The following is a 17594-nucleotide window of genomic DNA, read 5'->3' on the forward strand; positions in this document are numbered from 1 at the left end:
GCGCTTCGCTCCGAGAATGTCCCAGCCTGCGAGGTACGAATGCCGGAATCATCGCGCTGCCGTGCGCGGGGTGGGTGCCACCCGCCCTCGCCGGGTGACGTCGTTGAGTTGCGGGTGCACGGCGTGATTGGTGCCAGCGCGGATGACATCCTGGATCGGCCGCACGTGCAGCGGGTCGCCGGCGATAGCAAGGGCGGCTTCTACCGGCCTCGCCGAGGCTATGGTGACTCCCGAGGCGCCTGCGGCGTGGTGCTGGAGACATACCGATGGAGCGATCTGCGGAGCGGAGCCGCCGCAAGGACGCTGTCGCTGGTGTTGCTGTTGCCGTTCATGGCATGCAACGCGGCGGCATGGATGCGGCCGCGGGCGAAGGTCAGCGGGGGTGTGGTCTGGGTAGGCTGCCGGCTGGTCGGCCTGAGCCTCACGGCCCTGTACGTCTTGTCTTTCGTCGGCGTGGCGTTGGACCTGCTCGCCTGCAAGTGCATGTCCCTGGATAGTTGCCTCGGGGGCCGGACGTGGCTGTCCTGGCTCGGCGGTCAACCGGTCGGACTGCGCATTGCGCTGCTGGCGCTGGTGCCCATCGCCGCGATCTGGGTGTTGTGGTTGGTGGGTTCCCGGTGCGGTCGCTGGTACGACAACTTCATACCACCTACGGGTGAGCCGGCCGACACCCCACTGGGCTCGATCGGGACACACAACGCCAAGCCGGGAGTGGTGCGACTTCGCTCCATCCATGTGGCGACCGGTCTCGCTGTGCTCGATCTCAGTCTGATCGCGGCATTGTGGGCTGGGCGTGGACCGAACCTCCTCACCGTCCTGCTCACGTTCTGCGCCGTGCTCACCCTTGTCGCCAGTGTGGTACTGCTGTGCGTACCTTCCGTAATCGACGCCGTCGCCGGCACCCCCGTGGTTGACGGGGTGGTCCATGCCCTGCGATCGACTGCCGTGGTGGTGACGATCGCCGTCATCGGGCGGGTCGCATTCGACCGCAACGAGTGGCCCGCCGAGAACGGACTGCCCGGTCACGACGTCGCGGTCGTCCTGCTCGTCGGGGCGCAGGTCGTCCTGCTCGCGCTGCTCGGGATCGCGGCAATGGTGGGCCGGGAGGGCAGCCTTGGGAGGCTGCGCTGGTCGGGTCCGCCGCTGTTCGCGTGTCTGGCGGTGGGACTGGGGGTCAGCTTCGCCACCGAATTCAACTACCGCGTATCGGACTACCTCGACCGCGACCTACCCACCGCCGATGTGCTGCCCACCAGCCCTGTTCTGGCGTACAAGTGGACGATGTTCGGCTTCTTCGTGTCGGTCATTGGCGCAGCGGTCGCGGGTGCGGTGATGGTGCTGTTCACGCGGAGGCACCGACGGCGGACAGCGGACGGCATCGTCGCGCGCGACTTTCCTGAGGTAGCTGCGAGGACGGCCCGACGGCGGGCACAAGTCCGCGACGCGATCGCACGGGCGCGATTCACGGAGCGACTGTGTCCACTCGCAGTGACCTACTGCTGCCTCGTCGCGCTGAGCCTGGGTTTCACAGCCCTGGCCCTGGACGAACTGCAGCCGAGCGTCGCCGTGGAGGGCCTGGTCAGCCTGCCATCCGATTTTGTCAGTGCGGGCACTCAGTTGGGCAGTTACCTGATGGCGTTGCTGTTCGTCGGTTTGTTCTTCGGAGGGCTGTTCGCCTACCGTATGACCGCTTTTCGTCGCTACATCGGTACGCTCTGGGACCTCGGGATGTTCTGGCCGCGTGCCGCTCACCCTTTCGCCCCACCGTGTTACGCCGAACGCGCCGTGCCCGAACTCGCGTGCCGTATCAGCATGCTGGTCCGGCAGGGGAAGTACGTGTTGGTAGCGGCGCACAGCCACGGGTCGATACTCGCTCTGGCGAGCGTCCTGCAACTAGAGCCGTCTGTGGTCTCGAGGGTTGCCCTGCTGACGCACGGGTCCCCGCTGAGACGCTTCTACAGCACGCTGTTCCCGGCGTACGTGGGCACGCATGTGCTGAGTGAGGCCGGCAGCCGGTTGGGCTGGCGCTGGGTGAACTTGTGGCGAGACACCGATCCCATCGGCAGTTGGATCTTCACGCCGGGACGCAAGGGTGACGACGCGCTGCGGCAGCGGTCCGCGGTGGACCGCCGGCTTCGGGATCCGCAGGATCTCGATGCCCGAGGCCGTGACACGGTCTGGCCCCCGATGTGCGGTCATCAGCCGTGCGTGACGGACGACCGATACGAGGCGGCGGTCTGCGAGCTGTCCGAGCGGCTCCGGACCGGCTGAGCCGGGACAGCCGTCGGCTCCCGCGGCACGGCGGGCCTGCGCGTCCCCACGGGCCGCGCAGACCTGGCCGCCGTGCCCGGTGCCTCCCGTCGACCTGCTTCGTCAGCTCGCCGAGGCGGCGGTGTAGAACGCGCTCGGGTCCCCGGCGAGGGATGCCTTGACGTAGGCGCTCCATTCGTCGGCAATGACCTCGAGTTTGCCGGCCTCGATGCCATCGAGTGCGGCACAGACCACGTCGGCGGGGGCCATCTTGTCGCCGTCGTAGCCGGCCGCCATGTCGGTGTCGGCAGCGCCCAGGTGCAGCCCGGTCACGAGGGTGCCCTGCCCGGCGAGTTCGATGCGGATGCCGTTGGTCAGACTCCACGCGGCTGCCTTCGCCGCGCTGTAGGCGTTGGCCCCGTCGTAGGAGAACCATGAGAGAGCGGACAGGGTGTTGAGAATCCCCCCGCCGCCGTTGCTGGCGAGCACCGGCGCGAACGCCCGAACCATGCCGAGGGTGCCGTAGAAGTGTGTATCCATCTCCAACCGGATCTTGCTCAGGTCGCCGCTGACCAAGTTCGCCCCGGTGGCGAGCCCGGCGTTGTTGATCAGCAGGGTGACGTCGGGGGCGGCGGCCGCCGCGTCCGCGACCGACTGCGGGTCGGTGATGTCCAGGCGCAGCTTCTCAACGCCGGCGATGTCGATCAGTTCCGTATTACGGGCCGTGGCGTACACCTTGGTCGCGCCCCGCGCCAGCAATTGTTGGGTGAAGTGTTTGCCGAGTCCACGGTTGGCGCCGGTGACGAGCGCGACCGAACCAGAAATACGCATGGGTGCCTCCACAGCTCAAGACGTTCCGTTGCCCGGGCTACGCTAGAACCTGACGCTGACGTCAGAGGCAAATGCTGTGTCTGGCATCACCAGCTGAGAGGGAGAAGTCGTGCGGATCGGTGAACTCGCCACCAGGACCGGGGTGTCGGTGCGAGCGCTGCGCTACTACGAGGAACAAGAACTACTGACCAGCACACGCAGCAGCGGCGGTCAGCGTCACTATGCCGACACGGCGGTCGACCGGGTGCACCTGATCCAGATGCTGTACGGCGCGGGCCTGTCCAGCAGAACCATCCTGGACCTCCTGCCCTGCATCGACGCGAAGGTCACCACACCGCAGTCCCAAGCCATGTTGAACAGCGAGCGCGACCGCATCGACGCGCAGATCGCCCAACTCGTCGAAGTCCGGGACCGGCTCAACGCGGTCATTGCGCTCAGCCTGAACCCGGCCAGTGGCTGCACCACAGTGGACAGCGTCACCGCGACGCCATAGCGCAGAAGGTCCTCCCGGCGCCGTTGTCGCCAACCGGTAGTGGCACGGTGTCATCACCGCATGTGACGCGGTGTCACTGGTCGCGGCCCGTTGCTGACGCACACTGGATGGTGAGCGCGGGATCCCCGCGTTTCACCGAGACGACGCGGAGATGGTCGCGCCCGCACAACGTGGCGACGTCCAGCCGCGCGTTGTCCACCAAGTCCTCGGCGCAAGAGGCCGGTGACACCAAGTGACGCATCAACTAGACCGCACCACCGTGGCTTGAGATCCACGGCACGACACCTGGAGGACACATGGCAGTACGAGTGAGTGACGTCCCCGAGGCCAGACGATACGAGGCCCGCGTCGACGGAGAGTCCATGGTCGCGGGCGTCGCGCAGTACATCCGTACCACCGAACTCATCGCGCTCGTACACACCGAGGTCTCACCGGAGTACGAGGGCAAGGGAGTAGGGGCAGCGCTGGCCCGCACCGCCCTCGACGAGGCACGCGCCGCGAACCTGCTGGTCCTGGCCACCTGCCCATTTATCGCGGGGTGGATCGCCAGGCACCCCGAGTACCAGGACCTGGTGTACCAGGCCTACAGCCGGGTCAGTGACTGAACGGCCGAGCACGGCGACGACGGAGGCCGCGATGACCAGCGAAACCAGAAAGAAGACGTACGAGGGCCAGAAGATCACCGTCACATTCGAGGCGGGGCGTTGCTGGCACGCCGCCGAGTGCGTTCGCGGCTTGCCGGAGGTCTTCGACACGGGCCAGCGTCCGTGGATCCGGCCCGACGGCGCCGAGGCCGAACGCCTGGCCGAAGTAGTGCGGCGCTGCCCCTCGGGGGCACTGCAGTACAAACTCGTGGACGGCGGGGCCGACACCCACCACCCTCATCTGGCCGACATCGAGGTGTGACATGCCGTATCTGAGTCCGGTCGTAGTACAGCGCGTCGAGGGCGTCGTCGTCGCGGCTCTCGCCGTCGTCGTGACCGTCACCGCCGGGTACCCGTGGTGGTCGCTGCTTGCCCTCTTCCTCGTCTTCGACCTGTCCATGCTCGGCTACCTGCGCGGGCCACGCCTCGGGGCCTCCTGCTACAACCTGGCGCACTCCTACACGCTGCCGGTGGCGCTGGGCGCGGTGGCCGTGGCCGCGGCCGGGTTCGGCGACCGGATCGATTGGCTCGGAGTGCTGGCCCTCGCCTGGGTGTTCCACATCGCCGTCGATCGCGGCCTCGGCTACGGCCTCAAGACGGCTGAAGGATTCGACCACACCCACCTCGGCTTGATCGGCAAGGCCCGCGCGCGAGTGGGCGGACCACCGGACCGACGGCCCCCAGTCAGCCCGTGAGCCATGCTCCGGGTGCACGCTCTCGTGATGTGGCCCGATGGTGAGTGCTTCGGCCGGTGGGAGGAGCACGTTCGGTCAGTCCGGCTGGCCGACAACGATGCGGTTGGCCTCGAAGCCGAGTAGTCCGCCTACCCAGCGGCCAATGCAGGTGACCAGCACGATCCGGTGGGGCCCGTACTGTCCGAACAGGTCTGGGGCACGGCGTGGCAGGTCGTTCTTCGCCACGGTGTGCACCTCGGTGATGCGATAACGGCGCAGACGTCCGTGCCGGTCGGTGACCTCGATGCGTTCGCCTTGTCCGGCCTGCCACAGTTCGGCGAACGGTCCGACTTGGCCCTGCCAGTTCACATGCCCGGCCAAGACCGCCGCTCCGCGTGCGGCGGGGAGCTCCGATCCCCACCAGGTCACCTCGGTGACCCCGTCGGGTACGGGCAGCGTGCCGTCGGCGCGGATATCTCGGCGGACGAGCCGGGCCGTGCCGCCCCGCGGCAGCCGGACGGATCCCGCCGCCAGCAGGACCGGCTGGGACGGCACGGTGACGGCCGTGCCGGCCGTAGCCACGGCCGTCGGTCCCGGACCGGCCGATGCGGTGGGCGTGACGGACCCGGACGGTGTCGCCGTCGGGTCGATGGGCCTCGGTGTCGGCGGGCTGCCCGCTGTCAGCTGTTGGTGGGACAGCTCGGTGGTAGGCGATGGCGGTGCTTCGGGCGCGGAGACCACCAGGACGGCGGCGGTGACCATGCTGGCCACCGCCGCCGTCAGCAATCCGACACGGCGGATCGTGAACCGTGCGCCCATCAGGGCAGTCGGCGCGGCTCACTCGACGCCGGTTGACGGCGTCGCAGCCGCAGCAGGGCGAGCAGGGAGAGCACGGTCGCCGACGCCGCCAGGGGCGAGGCTGGACCGCTCGCTGCTGGCCGTTCGGCAGGGCTGGCAGCGGTCGTGGCTTCGGCGGGCTGATCGCCGGCGGGAATCTGTGTGGGAACCGTCGGCTGCGGCCAGGGCGGGCAACCCTTGGGAAGTTTGAGTTGGAGCAGCTTGGCCACGCGCAACCGGCCCTCGGGCGGGGCCCAGAGCAGCCGGACGTCGAGGAGGTCGGCGGTGGCCTGGTCGAAGTTGGCGTTGCGTTGCCGGGTCTTCGTCATCGCACTGAGGAAGGCGTTCAGAGTCGGATTCCCGGGAGTAGCAGGGCCGAGGTTGGCGGGAAAGAGCGACCGAAAGTTGGCCAATGGCTTTCCTCCCGGGAACACGTTGCCCGGGTTCGCCGTCAGGCTCTGTCGGCCTTTCGCGTCCCGGGTGTTGAGCAGCGCCAACACCCGGGTGTTATACATCCGCGTCAGTTCCGTACCACTGACCCCCAGCTTCGGCTGCTCCAGCAGCACCTGCCCGTAGTACCCACTGTCGAGGGCCGCGCCGATGTACTCCTCCATCGCACTGATGGCAGGGTCCTGGTGCAGGGTTTCATGCGCCAGAACGCCCCCCAGCAAGCTGAAGTTTTCGAACCGGAACCGCTCGTTGAACAGAATCCGCGGGCCCGGCGGCCGAACCTCGGCAGTGTTATTTCCCGGCAACTTCGCGAAAACAACCTCGGTGTACACACCGGAGCGGATCGTCTCGACGCTGACCTCGGACGGCCCGCCGACCAGTGATGCCAACGCCGCCCGCAGGTTCGGGTCCGGAATGATTTTCTTGATCTTCCGGTCGTCGAAGACAGCGAGACCTCGCGCCACCACCCCTGGATGCCGCTTCGCCCGCGGCGACAACGCCTTGGCCAACTGCACCCGCAACTGCGCCTCGGTGATCCGTCGCGGTGGCGCCGGCACCATCGGCGACGCCTGCGCATAGGTCTCCGGCGTGAACAGGTCCACGTTCGTCGGTGGGAACGGCGGTTGGGCCAGCACCCGCTCGGCAGGACAGGGTTTGCCGCCGCCACGCGGCTTACCGTCAGCGGCCGACACCGGTACAGGTACGCCGGCCGCCACCAGGGCGACCCCGACGGTGATGAGCGTGCTCGCCACTCGGCGCATGATCGAGTCACTCCTCTACGCGTGGAAGGCATCGGCGCCGGACCGCGTGACCGGCCGGCGATCCCTGCTCGGCACGCCGAGCGAAGGCAGTCGCAAGCAGTCAAGCAATGACAGCGGCCCCAAAACTGCACAAACACTCACTAATAACCCGAAAAGGCGAACAGTCGTACACACGTCACGTGCGAGCTGTCGCGCCGAGGCAAGAGCTCGGATCGATGGCGGGGCCTCCCCTGCCGCGCCGAGCCCGTCACACCGGGGACGTTCACGACTGCCGCCTGCCCACCTGCGGCGACCGGCTACCGATCGGGCCACGCTGCGGGCTCTGCCCCAGACCGGCCTTTACCCTGTCGATCATGAACCGACCTGGCCTGACAAGCCGAGCCGGGTCAGAGTGGCGCGCAGCACTCCGCGGGAAACAGGACGCCGCACCTGTCGGCTCCGCCTGAAAACTGGCGGCGTTGACATCGGGTAACTCTCTAGGATCTCGCGGCGGCCACGTCCACGGTGAAAACGCCCGTCAGCCGGCGCCCCCGGAACACCTCGCTGGACCCGTGTACGAGGCGGACCCCCAGCGCCGAGGCGCGTACCAGCGGCTTTGTCAGGTCCCGCATAAATCGGGATCCAACGTAGTTTTAGACATCGAGCGATCATCACCGCGGCACTTGGGCGCTGCACCGGCGCGACGACGGCCGCGTATGTGCTGGCCTCGTGGCAACCGGTGGCGACTTCCCGTGGCCGAACGCTCGTGTCGAGTCCGTCCCTCTCCAGCCTTCAACAACGCGGCCGGCCGCACGAAGGTACGGCGCCGTGTGGATGCCAAGGAATGGCTCGACCGATAGGCCGGACTGTGGCTGGAGATCTAGCGCGGCTCTCAGCTCAGTGATTGAAATCCGCCGCTGACGGTCTCAGTCACCGACCGGATCGAGCGCACGATCCTTTGGAATTCGCCAACCCGCGGGAACCCGATCGTCAGCGATACTCGGATTGGTGGGCGGCAGGTGCCGTTCCTCAATCTGCACTACGTAGCGGTACCACCCCGACTCTGCGTGAAACCTCGCCAACCAGAGATCCCATGCGCCCAGTGGTTGCTCACGATCCCGTCGTGCCCGGCCCCGGAACCAGATGTCCGAGATCCCCGGTGGGAGCACGATGTCATCGACGTGCTCAGCTTCTGCGCCGTCGTAAGAATCGGACAGTCGGTAGAAGTAGTTACCGTCCTGGTAAGCCCGCGCAAATAGGAAGAGGTGCCGCTCATCGGCCGCTTGGGCCAGGAGTTTGTCGACGTTCTCGCAAGCCCATTCCTCCGCGAGCATCTCGGAACACACCTGCGCGAGCTCGTTCAGACGCAGGGGGATCGACCCACTCTCAGCCTGAGGGCGCCCTGCCTTCTTGGCGCGAGCCCAATCAGCCATCAGGCTCGTGGCAGGGGGTGACGTAACCTCAACGACGCCCCGCCGCTCTTGACCATCGCCGTACGCCCAGGAGCCATCAGGCATCTTGTCACCGGTGCCGGCATCCGCGAGCTTGATGTCGACCCCGAGCACCTGCTCCATAGCTAAGAAGGCGATCTCTTCTTCGCGGTTTGCCTTCGTCCCGGTCACGTTGCTCATGGCGCGGAGAGTAGCTGCCCGCAGGCAAGGTAGGCGCGTCGGACCGTTGTCGGCTCCGGACGCGTTTGCGGAGAAGGTCGAGGTTCGCGCGGCCGTACATTTGTCGCTTGATCGTCTTGATGCGGTTGACGTGGCGCTCGACCGGGCCTGAGCTCCAGGGTGGGGTGAGGCCGGCGACGACGGCGTCGCGGTCGCTGGTCAGGCCGGCGGCGAAGCCGCGGATCTCGGGGTATGCGGCATTGCGGGCGCGGTGGATCGAGGTGTCGAGGTGCTGTCCATCGACAGTGCACCCGACGGCCTCAGCTGACCGCTGCGATTTACGGTTGAGCTTCCGCCGCCGCCCGTTCATACAGGCGGGCCGCACGCAGCGGGGATCCGTTCCCGCGATGCAGATCGGCCGCCTCCTTCAGGCGCCCGGCAAGTTCCGCTTCCATGGCGCGTTCGTGCCACGATGCCGCCTCGTCGTCCGGCGAGTGAGCACTGGGGCCCGGCTGGTCCTGGTCCAGCCGCAGATCGTCGAGCAACTGACGCAGGTCATCGTTCGCCGACTGGGGGACCAGTTCCGGCAGCTCGCCCACCCACAACGCCCAGACCGGAATCGCGGTGCCCGGATCGAAGACCCAGCAGCCGCGCGGAGTGAGCACCACTGCGCGACTCTGCCCGGCATGGAACAGCTCGCGACGGGCTGACGGCGGCACCTGGGGGCGCAGCGAACAACCAAGAGGCAGATAGAGCGGGCCGGGCCCGAGGGCATACAGCGGCTGGCCGACCGGGATTCGCACCAGGATGCCGCCCGGCGCGATCAGCAGGTGCCGGTCGCGGCCCAGGAGGATCCGGGCGGTTTCGGCCAGCGGATCGCCCTCAAGTAGCAAACGGATGGTTGACAGCTCGGCATCGTCGACCAGCACGGCGTCCAGAGCCTGGCCCTCGGTGCGGCGCGGGACGATCCGTACCGCTGGCAGTTGCAGGTCTGGCAGCGCGGCCGGCGCTTCCTCCTCGATCAGCGGGTAGTCCTCGCCCAACTGGACCAGGCCGGCGCTGTCGGCGAACTCGCCGAGCGCGTCGAGGCGGCGACAGCCGAACGGCGAGGCGGCCAGGACCCACGTTCCGGCATCGACGAGACCGGCCAGCAGGTGGTCGTCGAGCGGGGCCGCAACGGTGTGTTCGATCAGCAGGTCGTCCTGGCTGCCCGCGATGCGGCAGGTGAGCGCGGCCGGATCCCGGGTCAGGGCGTTGACCAAGGACGGAGGCAGGTTGCCCCGATGCCCGGACACGGCCAGCTCGATCAGGGTTGTGGTGCCAGCCGGGCCGGGGAACAGCGGACTGAGGCGGACTGGCCGGTGGCGCACGTTCAGGCCCAGATCGATGGCGCGCTGGATGATGTGCGCGGCGGCCGCACCGTCGAGCAGGATTCGGAGCCGTTCCACCGGACGGACCGGCACGCGGTGCACCCCCGCGGTCCGGATCAGTGTCACGACGTCGCTGCTCACGAGAGTGTTCCGCGGTACGGCGGACTTCGTTTCGGAGACGCCCACCGGTGGCGGGCCGAAGCCGGGGTCGGGTAGCAGATGATCGCCGGCCGCCACGTACGCGGCAGCCGAGACCATCCGGGCGAGCTGCCGCCCGAGTTGCAGGTCAACCTCGGTGGTCACCCACCATCCGCCGGTCTCACCATCGCTCAGAACGGACAGGTCCGGCGCAGCATTGGTCGCCCGGAGGACGCCGACGAACGCCAGGGCGCCGGCGGCCGCCGGGAAGCAGCAGGCGAACAGGACGTCGTGGCGCTCCGGCGCGACCGGCTCTGGCGCCCGCTCGCTCGGCGACGGGACGCCCGGCTCGGTCGGTACCGGCTCCGGGCTCAAGGGCTCGATGCGTTGCATCGGTCGTGGACCGGTCACTGGCCATTCCCTTCACCGAGTCCGGGCGGGAGCACGAGTTCTTCGCCGTACTCCCGTTTGAACCAGTCGCGCCAGCGCACCACCGCACCGGCGCTCCCCCCGCGCGCCGAGGCCGCGAAGATCAGGGCAGCCTGGTCGGGCCGGCGTAGGGCCGTCGCCACGGCGACCGCCCACTCCTCGATTGGATCGGCGGCGCCATCCGGCCAGGCCTGCAGACGCTGAACGTCACCGAGCACCAGGAGAATGCGTTCGGCGTGTATGTCCTGCGCTGCGTCGCATCGAGCTCGAACCAACTGCCAGCGGATGTCGTCCAACTGCCCGCGCTGCTCGACGAGCGCGCGAGCCGACTGGATGTCGTCGACCCGGTGTGCCAGGAGCCAAGCGGTCCAGAGGAACTGTCCTTCGGACAGGTATGCGTCGGCCGCCTCCCGGTACATCGCCTGCTCGACATAGGCGACGGCGGCACGTATCGGCTCGCCCGCGGCGAGGAAGCAGCGTGCGGCATCCGCGGGGGCGGCGGCCTCCAGGTAGCACTCCGCCGCAGCCAGCATCAGAGCGCGGTCAGCCATTCGGCTCGAAACGTTCGCGGTACGCCGCCACCGTCTCGCGCTGGGCCTGTTGCAGCTGCCCGAGCACCTCCTGCCCAGCGGGATGGTCCCGCTGCACCTCGGTGGTCAGGCGGTGCAGCCGCCGGATCACCTCGCGCCATTCGTCGGCCGTCTGCGCCGATTCCCGCAGCCGCATGATGTGGCGCACGTCGAGGCTGATCTCCGTGATGTCCCGCACCTGACGGCCCCGCTCGAGCACCGACACCTGATGGTCGGCGAGGATGCGCCGGATCGAGACCTCGTCCTGCGGGAGTGTCCACAGGTGCACCAGCTGCCCCAGGTCGGACAGCTCGGCCCGCGGACGGCCGGAGAGCAGCGCCGAGGCGGCGAACGTCTTCATGGCCTTGACCGCGCGGCGGTCCGAGAACACGACGCCCTCGGAGCGGAACGTCCGCAGGATCTCGGCGAAGGTGTCCCGGACGCCGCTGACGTCGACATCGGCCACCGCGTTCTGCAACTGGATGAGCTCGGTCAACGGAAATGTCACCTCGGTACGGGCGGTCACCGGCTCGACTTCGGCCGCCGCCGTGCGGATCCGGTCCCGTTCACCGCGCCAGCCAATGTCGAGCACGTCCTCGATCAGGTCGTCGGCGACGTAGTCGAGGTTGCACCGCAGCAGGAACCGGTCGGAGAAGGCGGCAAGCAGCGGGTCGTCCGGGATCTCGTTGGACGAGGCGAACAGCGAGATCAGGTCGAGCTCGACGGCTTCGCTGCCGTTGTAGAACCGCCGCTCGTTGACGATCGTGAGAAGCGAGTTGAGGATCGCGCTGCTGCCCTGGAAGACCTCGTCCAGGAAGGCGATGTGTGCGGTCGGCAGCATCCCGTCGGTGTTCACCCGGTAGCTTCCGCGCTGGAAGGCCGCCAGATCCAGCGGGCCGAACAACTCGGCCGGCTCGGTGAAGCGGGTCAACAGGTAGGCGAAATAGCGCACGTCGAGCAGCTTCCGCAGGCGGTCGATGACGCTGCTCTTGGCGGTGCCCGGCGGCCCGATCAGCAGGGCATGCTCGCGGCACAGGGTGGCCATGGCGACGATGTCGATGACGTCGTCCCGGTCCACGAACTGAGTTTTCACCTCGGCCAGCCGCGTCGCGTACGTCGCCGCCTTGATCCGGATGTCACGGTCGAGTTGGACCACGGTCACGACGGTTACTCCTCTTCGGGGTCGGTGCTGGGCTCACTCGGCCGGATCACGGGAGCCGATCCGCCAGTCGGAACGGTTTCGATGACGGTCAGTTCGCGCTCGGGCGAGGAACGCCGGGCCGGTCGTCGTAACGGAGTGAGGACGGTGAAGGTTGCCCGCCGCCCCGGTCTGGTGCCCACTACCTCGGGGCTGTCAATTTCGTGTTCCTGTTGGCCGAGCCGGAGGGCGCCGACCAGTTCGCCGAGCCGGCGGGCGTCGGCTCGGCGGCGCGGCTCGCCGACCAGCTCGTCGGCGCGGGCGTCGCGGAAGATCGAGCGGATCTCGTCGCCGTTCATCCGGTCCGTGGCGCGACTGATCCGGTCGAGCAGCCCGTCGGAGACCGGGATGCCGAAGTGCCGGGCGTGCACCTTGGCGATCTCCCGCCGGGCGAGCTCGTCCGGCAGGTCGATCCGGATCGGGCGGAATCGGCTCGGCCGCAGAAGAGCGTCGTCGATGATGTCGATCCGGTTCGTGGTGCCGATGATCAGCACCGGCACTTCGGGACGGAAGCCGTCGAGCTCGGTCAGCAGCTGGGCGACGATCGCGTTGCCGGCCCGGCTGCCGCCGTCGCTACGGCCTGACCGGCGCCCCGCGATGGAGTCGAACTCGTCGAAGACCACCACGGTCGGCGCGTTGCGGCGGGCCTCGGCGAACAGTTCGCGTACCTTGCGCTCGCTCTCACCCACGTACATATCGGTAATCTCCGGCCCGGAGATCACCTGGATAGTGGCGTCCATCTTGTTCGCCACAGCCTTTGCGAACAGCGTCTTACCGGTGCCTGGCGGTCCGTGGAAGATGAACCCGCGCGGCACCAGGTCGTGTCGCAGGTCCTCGGGCAGGTCGACGGCGCCGCTGACGATCTTCAAGGCGCGTTTGAGCTCGTCCTTGACCGTGTCGTACCCGCCGATCTCCTCGAATGTCACCGTCGGCATCTCGAACGAGCTGGACGCCCGGGCCTTGAACACCCGCAACTCCTGTACGAGGTCGGTGAAGCGGGGGCGCTCCGAACCGGCACCAGTCGTCGGCCGGTGCTGGTGGAAGGCGAAGCGCAGCGCATGCCGCAGCCGGACCGCGTTCATGCCGGCGATGTGCTTGTACAGCTCCGGTGCGTCGAACCCGTCGAACAGGTCTGCCTCCTCCCGGGTTACGAGGGCCTGGCCGATCGGGGTCCGGCCTCCGCCGGACGTCGTCACCTCGCGGGGCAGGATGTCGATCGGCATCTGCACGCCGAACCGGTTCGCCAGGACCTCGGGAACCATGAGCGACGGGTCGGTGAAGCCGAGCAGGATGCACTCACTGCGCGAATAGAGCACGTCGGTCAATTCCCGGCCCTCTAGCGTCAGCGCCGCGTCGCTGCCACCGGCCAGCAGGTCGAGATGCGGAACAACGACGACCTGGTGGTCTTTCGCCTCCCTGACCATGCGGGCCAGCGTGGCCAGCAGCGCGGCCCGGCGGCCGGTGCCCATGCTCATCACGTCGCCAACGGCCACGGCGGGCAGCTCGCCGAGCAGCGGCTCGCGCCCTGCCCGCCCCGGCACCTCGCGGACGAGGTGTTCGACCAGCAGTTTGTCACACCGGATGAGCACCGACAGCCCGCTGTTGAGGTACGCAGCCGCTCGGTTGATCTCGACATGGTGGGCGGTGAGCACAGCCTCGCGCTCGCTGACTCGTTCCGGGTTGCCGTTCGGCAGAACACCCAGGGACGGTCCGGCCGCCGGCTGCGCCGAAGCGGAGGGGGCGACCTGCTCCGGTTCCGGCGCCGGTTCGGAGCTCGCGAGCGGCAGCGGGATGCCCGGCGGCAGGTACAGTGCGGCCGCGCCGAGCGGCTCGACGCGCAACGCCAGCGACTTCACCGGCACCTGCAGGTGTTCCTCGTCGAGGGGCTGCAGCCCGAATGCCGGATGCTCCCGCAGCAGGTCGCCAAGAGTGAGGTCCGGTTCGTCCATTCGCGCGATCGAGTACCGGTCGCTGAGGGCCTTGGGGTGAACTGCGGCTAAGGCGAGGGTAAGCATCGGCTGGGTTATCCCTTCGGCAGGAGGCCGAGACGCAGAATCGCGTCGAGGACCGGCCGGTGACCGTCCAGTAGCGGCCGCGACCGGAGCAGGTCGGGCTGGTCGCAGTCGAGCCGGGCGAGCGGGATCCAGAACCGCAGAACGGCGAGCGCATCCGACGGCCGGGCGCGCATTCGGCTCGCCTCGCGGATCGCGATGCGGATCCGCCGGTCCCAGGCCGGCCCGTGCCGCAGCCGGGCTAGAACGTAAAGGTCGAGAAGCCAGCCCGTACGGTTGGTGACCAGCCGGTCCAGCACCAGACTGCGCCATCGCAACGCGTCCGGGTCGGACGACGGTGCGGCCCAGGCGTGCCGGAGGACCCGCTCACCGCCGGGCCTGTCGAGGAGCTGGCCGGCGAGGGCCATCTCCGTCTCGTGGGATTCCGCCGCGAGGGCCTCCAGGGTGGGCCGGTGCAGGACCCGGGACAGCGGCGACACGGCAAGAAAGCTCTCCGCCAGTGGAGCCGCCTGCACCAGCGCGCGTTCGGTGATCGCGTGCCGGGCGAGCGCCGCCGACCAGCCGGCCGGCCCGGTGATCGGCAGCGGCTCGGCCAGACCGACCAGCCGCGTGGCGGCCTCGGCGCGGGCACCGAGCGCCGCGGCGAGCAGCACACCGCCGGTGTCGGCGGGCGTGTCGTCGCCGAACGGTGGTGAGCCGGCGCCAAGCCGGGCGGCGCAGGCAGCGGCCAGCACGGCGAGGCCGTGCCGGGTCTGTTCGCTGGGCGTAGCCAGGTCGCCCGCCGCCGTCAGGTCGCCGCTGGGGATCGGCCCCTCGGCGCGGATCGCCCAGCGCAGCACAGCCCGCGCTGTGGTCTCCGCGGTCACGCGGCCTGCACCTGGTACGGCGCCGAGCCGATGACGCCCTGCTGGTCGGCGTAGAACCGCAGCACGCGCTTGTCTCCGTGCAGGTTGATCAGGCCGGCGATCTGCCAGTGGCGCCGGAAGGTGGAGGCGTGCAGTTCCAGGTCGATCGTGGACAACCCCATCTCGACCGTCGCCGGAAACAGGTGGGTATGGAACCAGCCGACCAGCTTCTCAGACTGACGTCGGGCCGCCACGGTTTCGCTGACCCGGACGAAGCTGTCGCCGGTGAACGTGAAGTGCAACAGCGAGGCGCCGGTCCGTTCGGCCGTGAGCACGGCGGTGATCAGCACGATGTGACGGTCGGGATGCTCGGAGTCGCGGTACGGGCGGCCGACGAGAAACCCCCCCTCTTCCACCTCGCGGGACAATTCCATGTCGTAAAGCAACTGGTCGCGTACCTCTCGGGTGAGAATGACTCCCACCCGCCCGGAGGCGTCATCCTCGGGCGCGCCCAGACTTGCCGCCGTCGCCGAAGGCGGAGGTTCGGCGATCTCCTCGAGGTGGAACACCGGTTGCCGCCGCCGCGCCTGGATTTCGATACTTCCCTCGTTGGCCGGTGTGGGGCGGCTCAGTGACAGCCCGGCCAGGCCGTCCGCGATGATTCCGAAGCCCATTTCGTGCTCCTCAGGAAAGCTCTTGCCGAGCAGCTGCTGCAGCGGGTAGCCGACGATTTCGCGTACCGAGTGCGGGTGCTGGTAGACCACCGTGGCACCGTGCCGGATCCGGACCTGTAGGTACCCGTGGCTGCCGCGCAGGTTGACGAGCGTCGGATTGCCACGCAAGGTGGTTCGGTCCTGGATCGGCAGCAGCGTCAGGTGGAATTCCGCCCCGTCCAGCGGCCGGCCCAGCAGGGCTTCAAAGACCGGTGTCAGCAGGTCGGTCAGCCCGACACTGCCGAACTTGGTGAGCGTGTCGGTCCGGTAGAGCTCCACCGCGGCGTGGGTCATCAGAGAGCCTCGATGACGTTGCGGTAGGCCGTCTTGGCCGGCCTGTCGGGTCGCACCGGGCGGCCGCCCATCGCCACGATGAGGTTCTGGTTGGCCAGCACCCACCGGGCGGCCGCAGCGTCGTAAAAGTCGCCGAGCAGCTCGGGCCGTCCGTCCGGGCCAACGTCTCCGCTGGGCTGGAACACGGCGTAGTTGCGAAAGGCGACCATGTCGATCAGAGTTTCGAGAAGCTTTCCGAAGTGCAGACCCGGTGTGTACGCCTCGGCAAGCTCACCGAGGCAGACCAGTCCGCGCTGGTAGGGGCGTTCTCGGGCGGCGTCGCTGTCATAGTTCGGGTAGATGTTCGGGTGGAAGATCGGCGTCAGCCAGTAGGCGACCGGGGCGATCTCGGGAAAGTCGGGACGCAACCGAATCAGGACGACGTGGTCCGACTGCGGGCGTGGCTCGCCGCCCGCGACATCAGGTGGCCCGAAGCTCGGTTGCTGAAACTCGATCTGGTACTCGGTCGGCAGGGTGATCGGCGCCGCGCCGACGACCATGTCGGGCCGACTCTCGGCGGCCTCCAAGATCTCGTTGCGGGCCCGGCTGAGCGCGTCCTGCCGGATCAGCGGGTTGACCGCACCCGCCGTGGCCTGGAAACCCACCCGCAGGTAACTGCGCTCGCTGACACCGGCGTCGTGCAGGGTCTGCTCCGGATCCAGCCGCCGGCCCTTGCCATCCACCTCGACGTGATCGACGACGGTCGGCCGAGCCCGGTCGGCGAAGCTGATGCCGTACTGGTTGACAACCTCCTGCGCGACGTTGCCGACTGTCTGTTGAGCGGGGGCGTCGACCAGCCGGAACCGGCGGCCGTCTGGCCCGTCCACGAACAGCTCACCGATCAGATAATCGCGGGCCGTCGGCGGCACCACGGTCCAGCCGATGTCCGTACGATCGAGAAGGCGCCGCAGGGCGCTCACTTCGGCCGTGTTGACCCGGAACGACACCGCGTGCGCGGTTGCCCAGACATCCTCTGGATCCAGGCCCAGTTGCTGCAGCGCCTTGGTCGCCTCGGCCCGGTCATCCTCGGAACTGGCCCGCACGATCACGTGGCAGGTGGCCGGCTCAGTCGCGCTCGATGATTCGGGCGCGGTCTCGGCGGGCGCGGAGGTGGCCTCGGAAGCCGCGGGATCAGCCGCCGGCGGCGACGCGGGCTGGCCGCCGGTGGCGATGAGGCCGTAGCGCACGGCGAGGCCGCGGAACACCGGGTTGTACGCGTACACCCGCAGCGCCGCCTCGATCAGCCGCCGGTTCGGGTTGTGCACCACGCCAAGCCGCAGTTGCTGCCCGATCAGGGCCCAGTACTGGTTGGGCGTGTGCGCGGCGAAGTTGGGGCGCTGGGCTCGGGGGAAGCCGATCAGGTTGAGGACGCTTCCGGCACCCGCCTCGTCGCTGAACGCCTCCGCGATCTCCCGCAGAAGATCCTCACGCTCGCCCTCGTTCAGTGGGATCTCCACG

At 68.5% G+C, this 17594-nt stretch carries 16 protein-coding genes and 1 pseudogene; 5 read left to right on the forward strand and 12 right to left on the reverse strand.

The window, feature by feature from the left end; all coding sequences use genetic code 11:
- Positions 1–114 precede the first annotated feature (114 nt).
- On the forward strand, positions 115–2271 hold the full coding sequence (locus tag EV382_RS13820) for a hypothetical protein (RefSeq protein ID WP_244236676.1): 2157 nt from the start codon (positions 115–117) through the stop codon (positions 2269–2271).
- A gap of 102 nt (positions 2272–2373) precedes the next feature.
- On the opposite strand, the gene EV382_RS13825 is transcribed toward EV382_RS13820, so the two are convergent.
- Entirely contained in the window at positions 2374–3081 is a 708-nt protein-coding gene (locus EV382_RS13825; RefSeq protein WP_130402089.1) for an SDR family oxidoreductase, read from the reverse strand.
- Positions 3082–3190: 109 nt separating this feature from the next.
- Here EV382_RS13825 and EV382_RS13830 point away from each other — a divergent pair, with 109 nt between their 5' ends.
- From EV382_RS13830 to EV382_RS13845, 4 genes are all read left to right on the forward strand, one after another.
- Positions 3191–3574, forward strand: coding sequence for a MerR family transcriptional regulator (locus EV382_RS13830; protein WP_130402091.1), 384 nt, complete (start codon positions 3191–3193; stop codon positions 3572–3574).
- A 296-nt stretch (positions 3575–3870) separates the two neighbouring features.
- The gene (locus EV382_RS13835) at positions 3871–4179 is read left to right on the forward strand and encodes a GNAT family N-acetyltransferase (protein ID WP_130402093.1); all 309 of its coding nucleotides are present in this window, start codon (positions 3871–3873) and stop codon (positions 4177–4179) included.
- Between the two features lie 31 nt (positions 4180–4210).
- Positions 4211–4480 carry a (4Fe-4S)-binding protein gene (locus EV382_RS13840; RefSeq protein ID WP_130402095.1) on the forward strand — a complete coding sequence of 90 codons (270 nt, stop codon included), beginning with the start codon at positions 4211–4213 and terminating at the stop codon, positions 4478–4480.
- A gap of 1 nt (position 4481) precedes the next feature.
- Positions 4482–4913: a DUF4260 family protein gene (locus EV382_RS13845; protein WP_130402097.1), complete on the forward strand. Its 432-nt coding sequence runs from the start codon at positions 4482–4484 to the stop codon at positions 4911–4913.
- 75 nt (positions 4914–4988) lie between these two features.
- On the opposite strand, the gene EV382_RS13850 is transcribed toward EV382_RS13845, so the two are convergent.
- The 11 genes and pseudogenes from EV382_RS13850 to EV382_RS13900 all read right to left on the reverse strand — a co-directional run bounded on the left by EV382_RS13850 (position 4989) and on the right by EV382_RS13900 (position 17593).
- Positions 4989–5711 (reverse strand): class F sortase, encoded by a 723-nt coding sequence (locus tag EV382_RS13850; RefSeq protein WP_208758407.1) that lies wholly within the window; start codon positions 5709–5711, stop codon positions 4989–4991.
- Positions 5711–6931: a hypothetical protein gene (locus EV382_RS13855; protein WP_130402099.1), complete on the reverse strand. Its 1221-nt coding sequence runs from the start codon at positions 6929–6931 to the stop codon at positions 5711–5713. Before EV382_RS13855 ends, EV382_RS13850 begins: the two co-directional genes overlap by 1 nt.
- Before the next feature lie 914 nt (positions 6932–7845).
- Positions 7846–8550 (reverse strand): hypothetical protein, encoded by a 705-nt coding sequence (locus EV382_RS13860; protein WP_165435786.1) that lies wholly within the window; start codon positions 8548–8550, stop codon positions 7846–7848.
- 61 nt (positions 8551–8611) lie between these two features.
- Positions 8612–8827, reverse strand: a pseudogene (locus EV382_RS13865) (transposase); the annotation flags it as partial.
- Positions 8828–8867: 40 nt separating this feature from the next.
- Positions 8868–10430, reverse strand: a complete 1563-nt coding sequence (locus EV382_RS13870) for a hypothetical protein (protein ID WP_244236947.1) — start codon at positions 10428–10430, stop codon at positions 8868–8870.
- A 14-nt stretch (positions 10431–10444) separates the two neighbouring features.
- Positions 10445–11017 carry a hypothetical protein gene (locus EV382_RS13875; protein ID WP_130402105.1) on the reverse strand — a complete coding sequence of 191 codons (573 nt, stop codon included), beginning with the start codon at positions 11015–11017 and terminating at the stop codon, positions 10445–10447.
- Positions 11010–12197 carry an AAA family ATPase gene (locus EV382_RS13880; RefSeq protein WP_130402107.1) on the reverse strand — a complete coding sequence of 396 codons (1188 nt, stop codon included), beginning with the start codon at positions 12195–12197 and terminating at the stop codon, positions 11010–11012. The genes EV382_RS13875 and EV382_RS13880 overlap by 8 nt, the downstream gene beginning before the upstream one ends.
- A 5-nt stretch (positions 12198–12202) precedes the next feature.
- Entirely contained in the window at positions 12203–14182 is a 1980-nt protein-coding gene (locus tag EV382_RS13885; RefSeq protein ID WP_208758408.1) for an ATP-binding protein, read from the reverse strand.
- 74 nt (positions 14183–14256) lie between these two features.
- Entirely contained in the window at positions 14257–15111 is an 855-nt protein-coding gene (locus EV382_RS13890; RefSeq protein ID WP_130402111.1) for a hypothetical protein, read from the reverse strand.
- Positions 15108–16097: a JAB N-terminal domain-containing protein gene (locus EV382_RS13895; RefSeq protein ID WP_130402113.1), complete on the reverse strand. Its 990-nt coding sequence runs from the start codon at positions 16095–16097 to the stop codon at positions 15108–15110. The genes EV382_RS13890 and EV382_RS13895 overlap by 4 nt, the downstream gene beginning before the upstream one ends.
- Entirely contained in the window at positions 16097–17593 is a 1497-nt protein-coding gene (locus tag EV382_RS13900; RefSeq protein WP_130402115.1) for an effector-associated domain EAD1-containing protein, read from the reverse strand. The genes EV382_RS13895 and EV382_RS13900 overlap by 1 nt, the downstream gene beginning before the upstream one ends.
- Position 17594: the final 1 nt, after the last annotated feature.

The sequence above is a fragment of the Micromonospora violae genome (genome assembly GCF_004217135.1).
GTDB classification, from domain to species: Bacteria; Actinomycetota; Actinomycetes; order Mycobacteriales; family Micromonosporaceae; genus Micromonospora; species Micromonospora violae.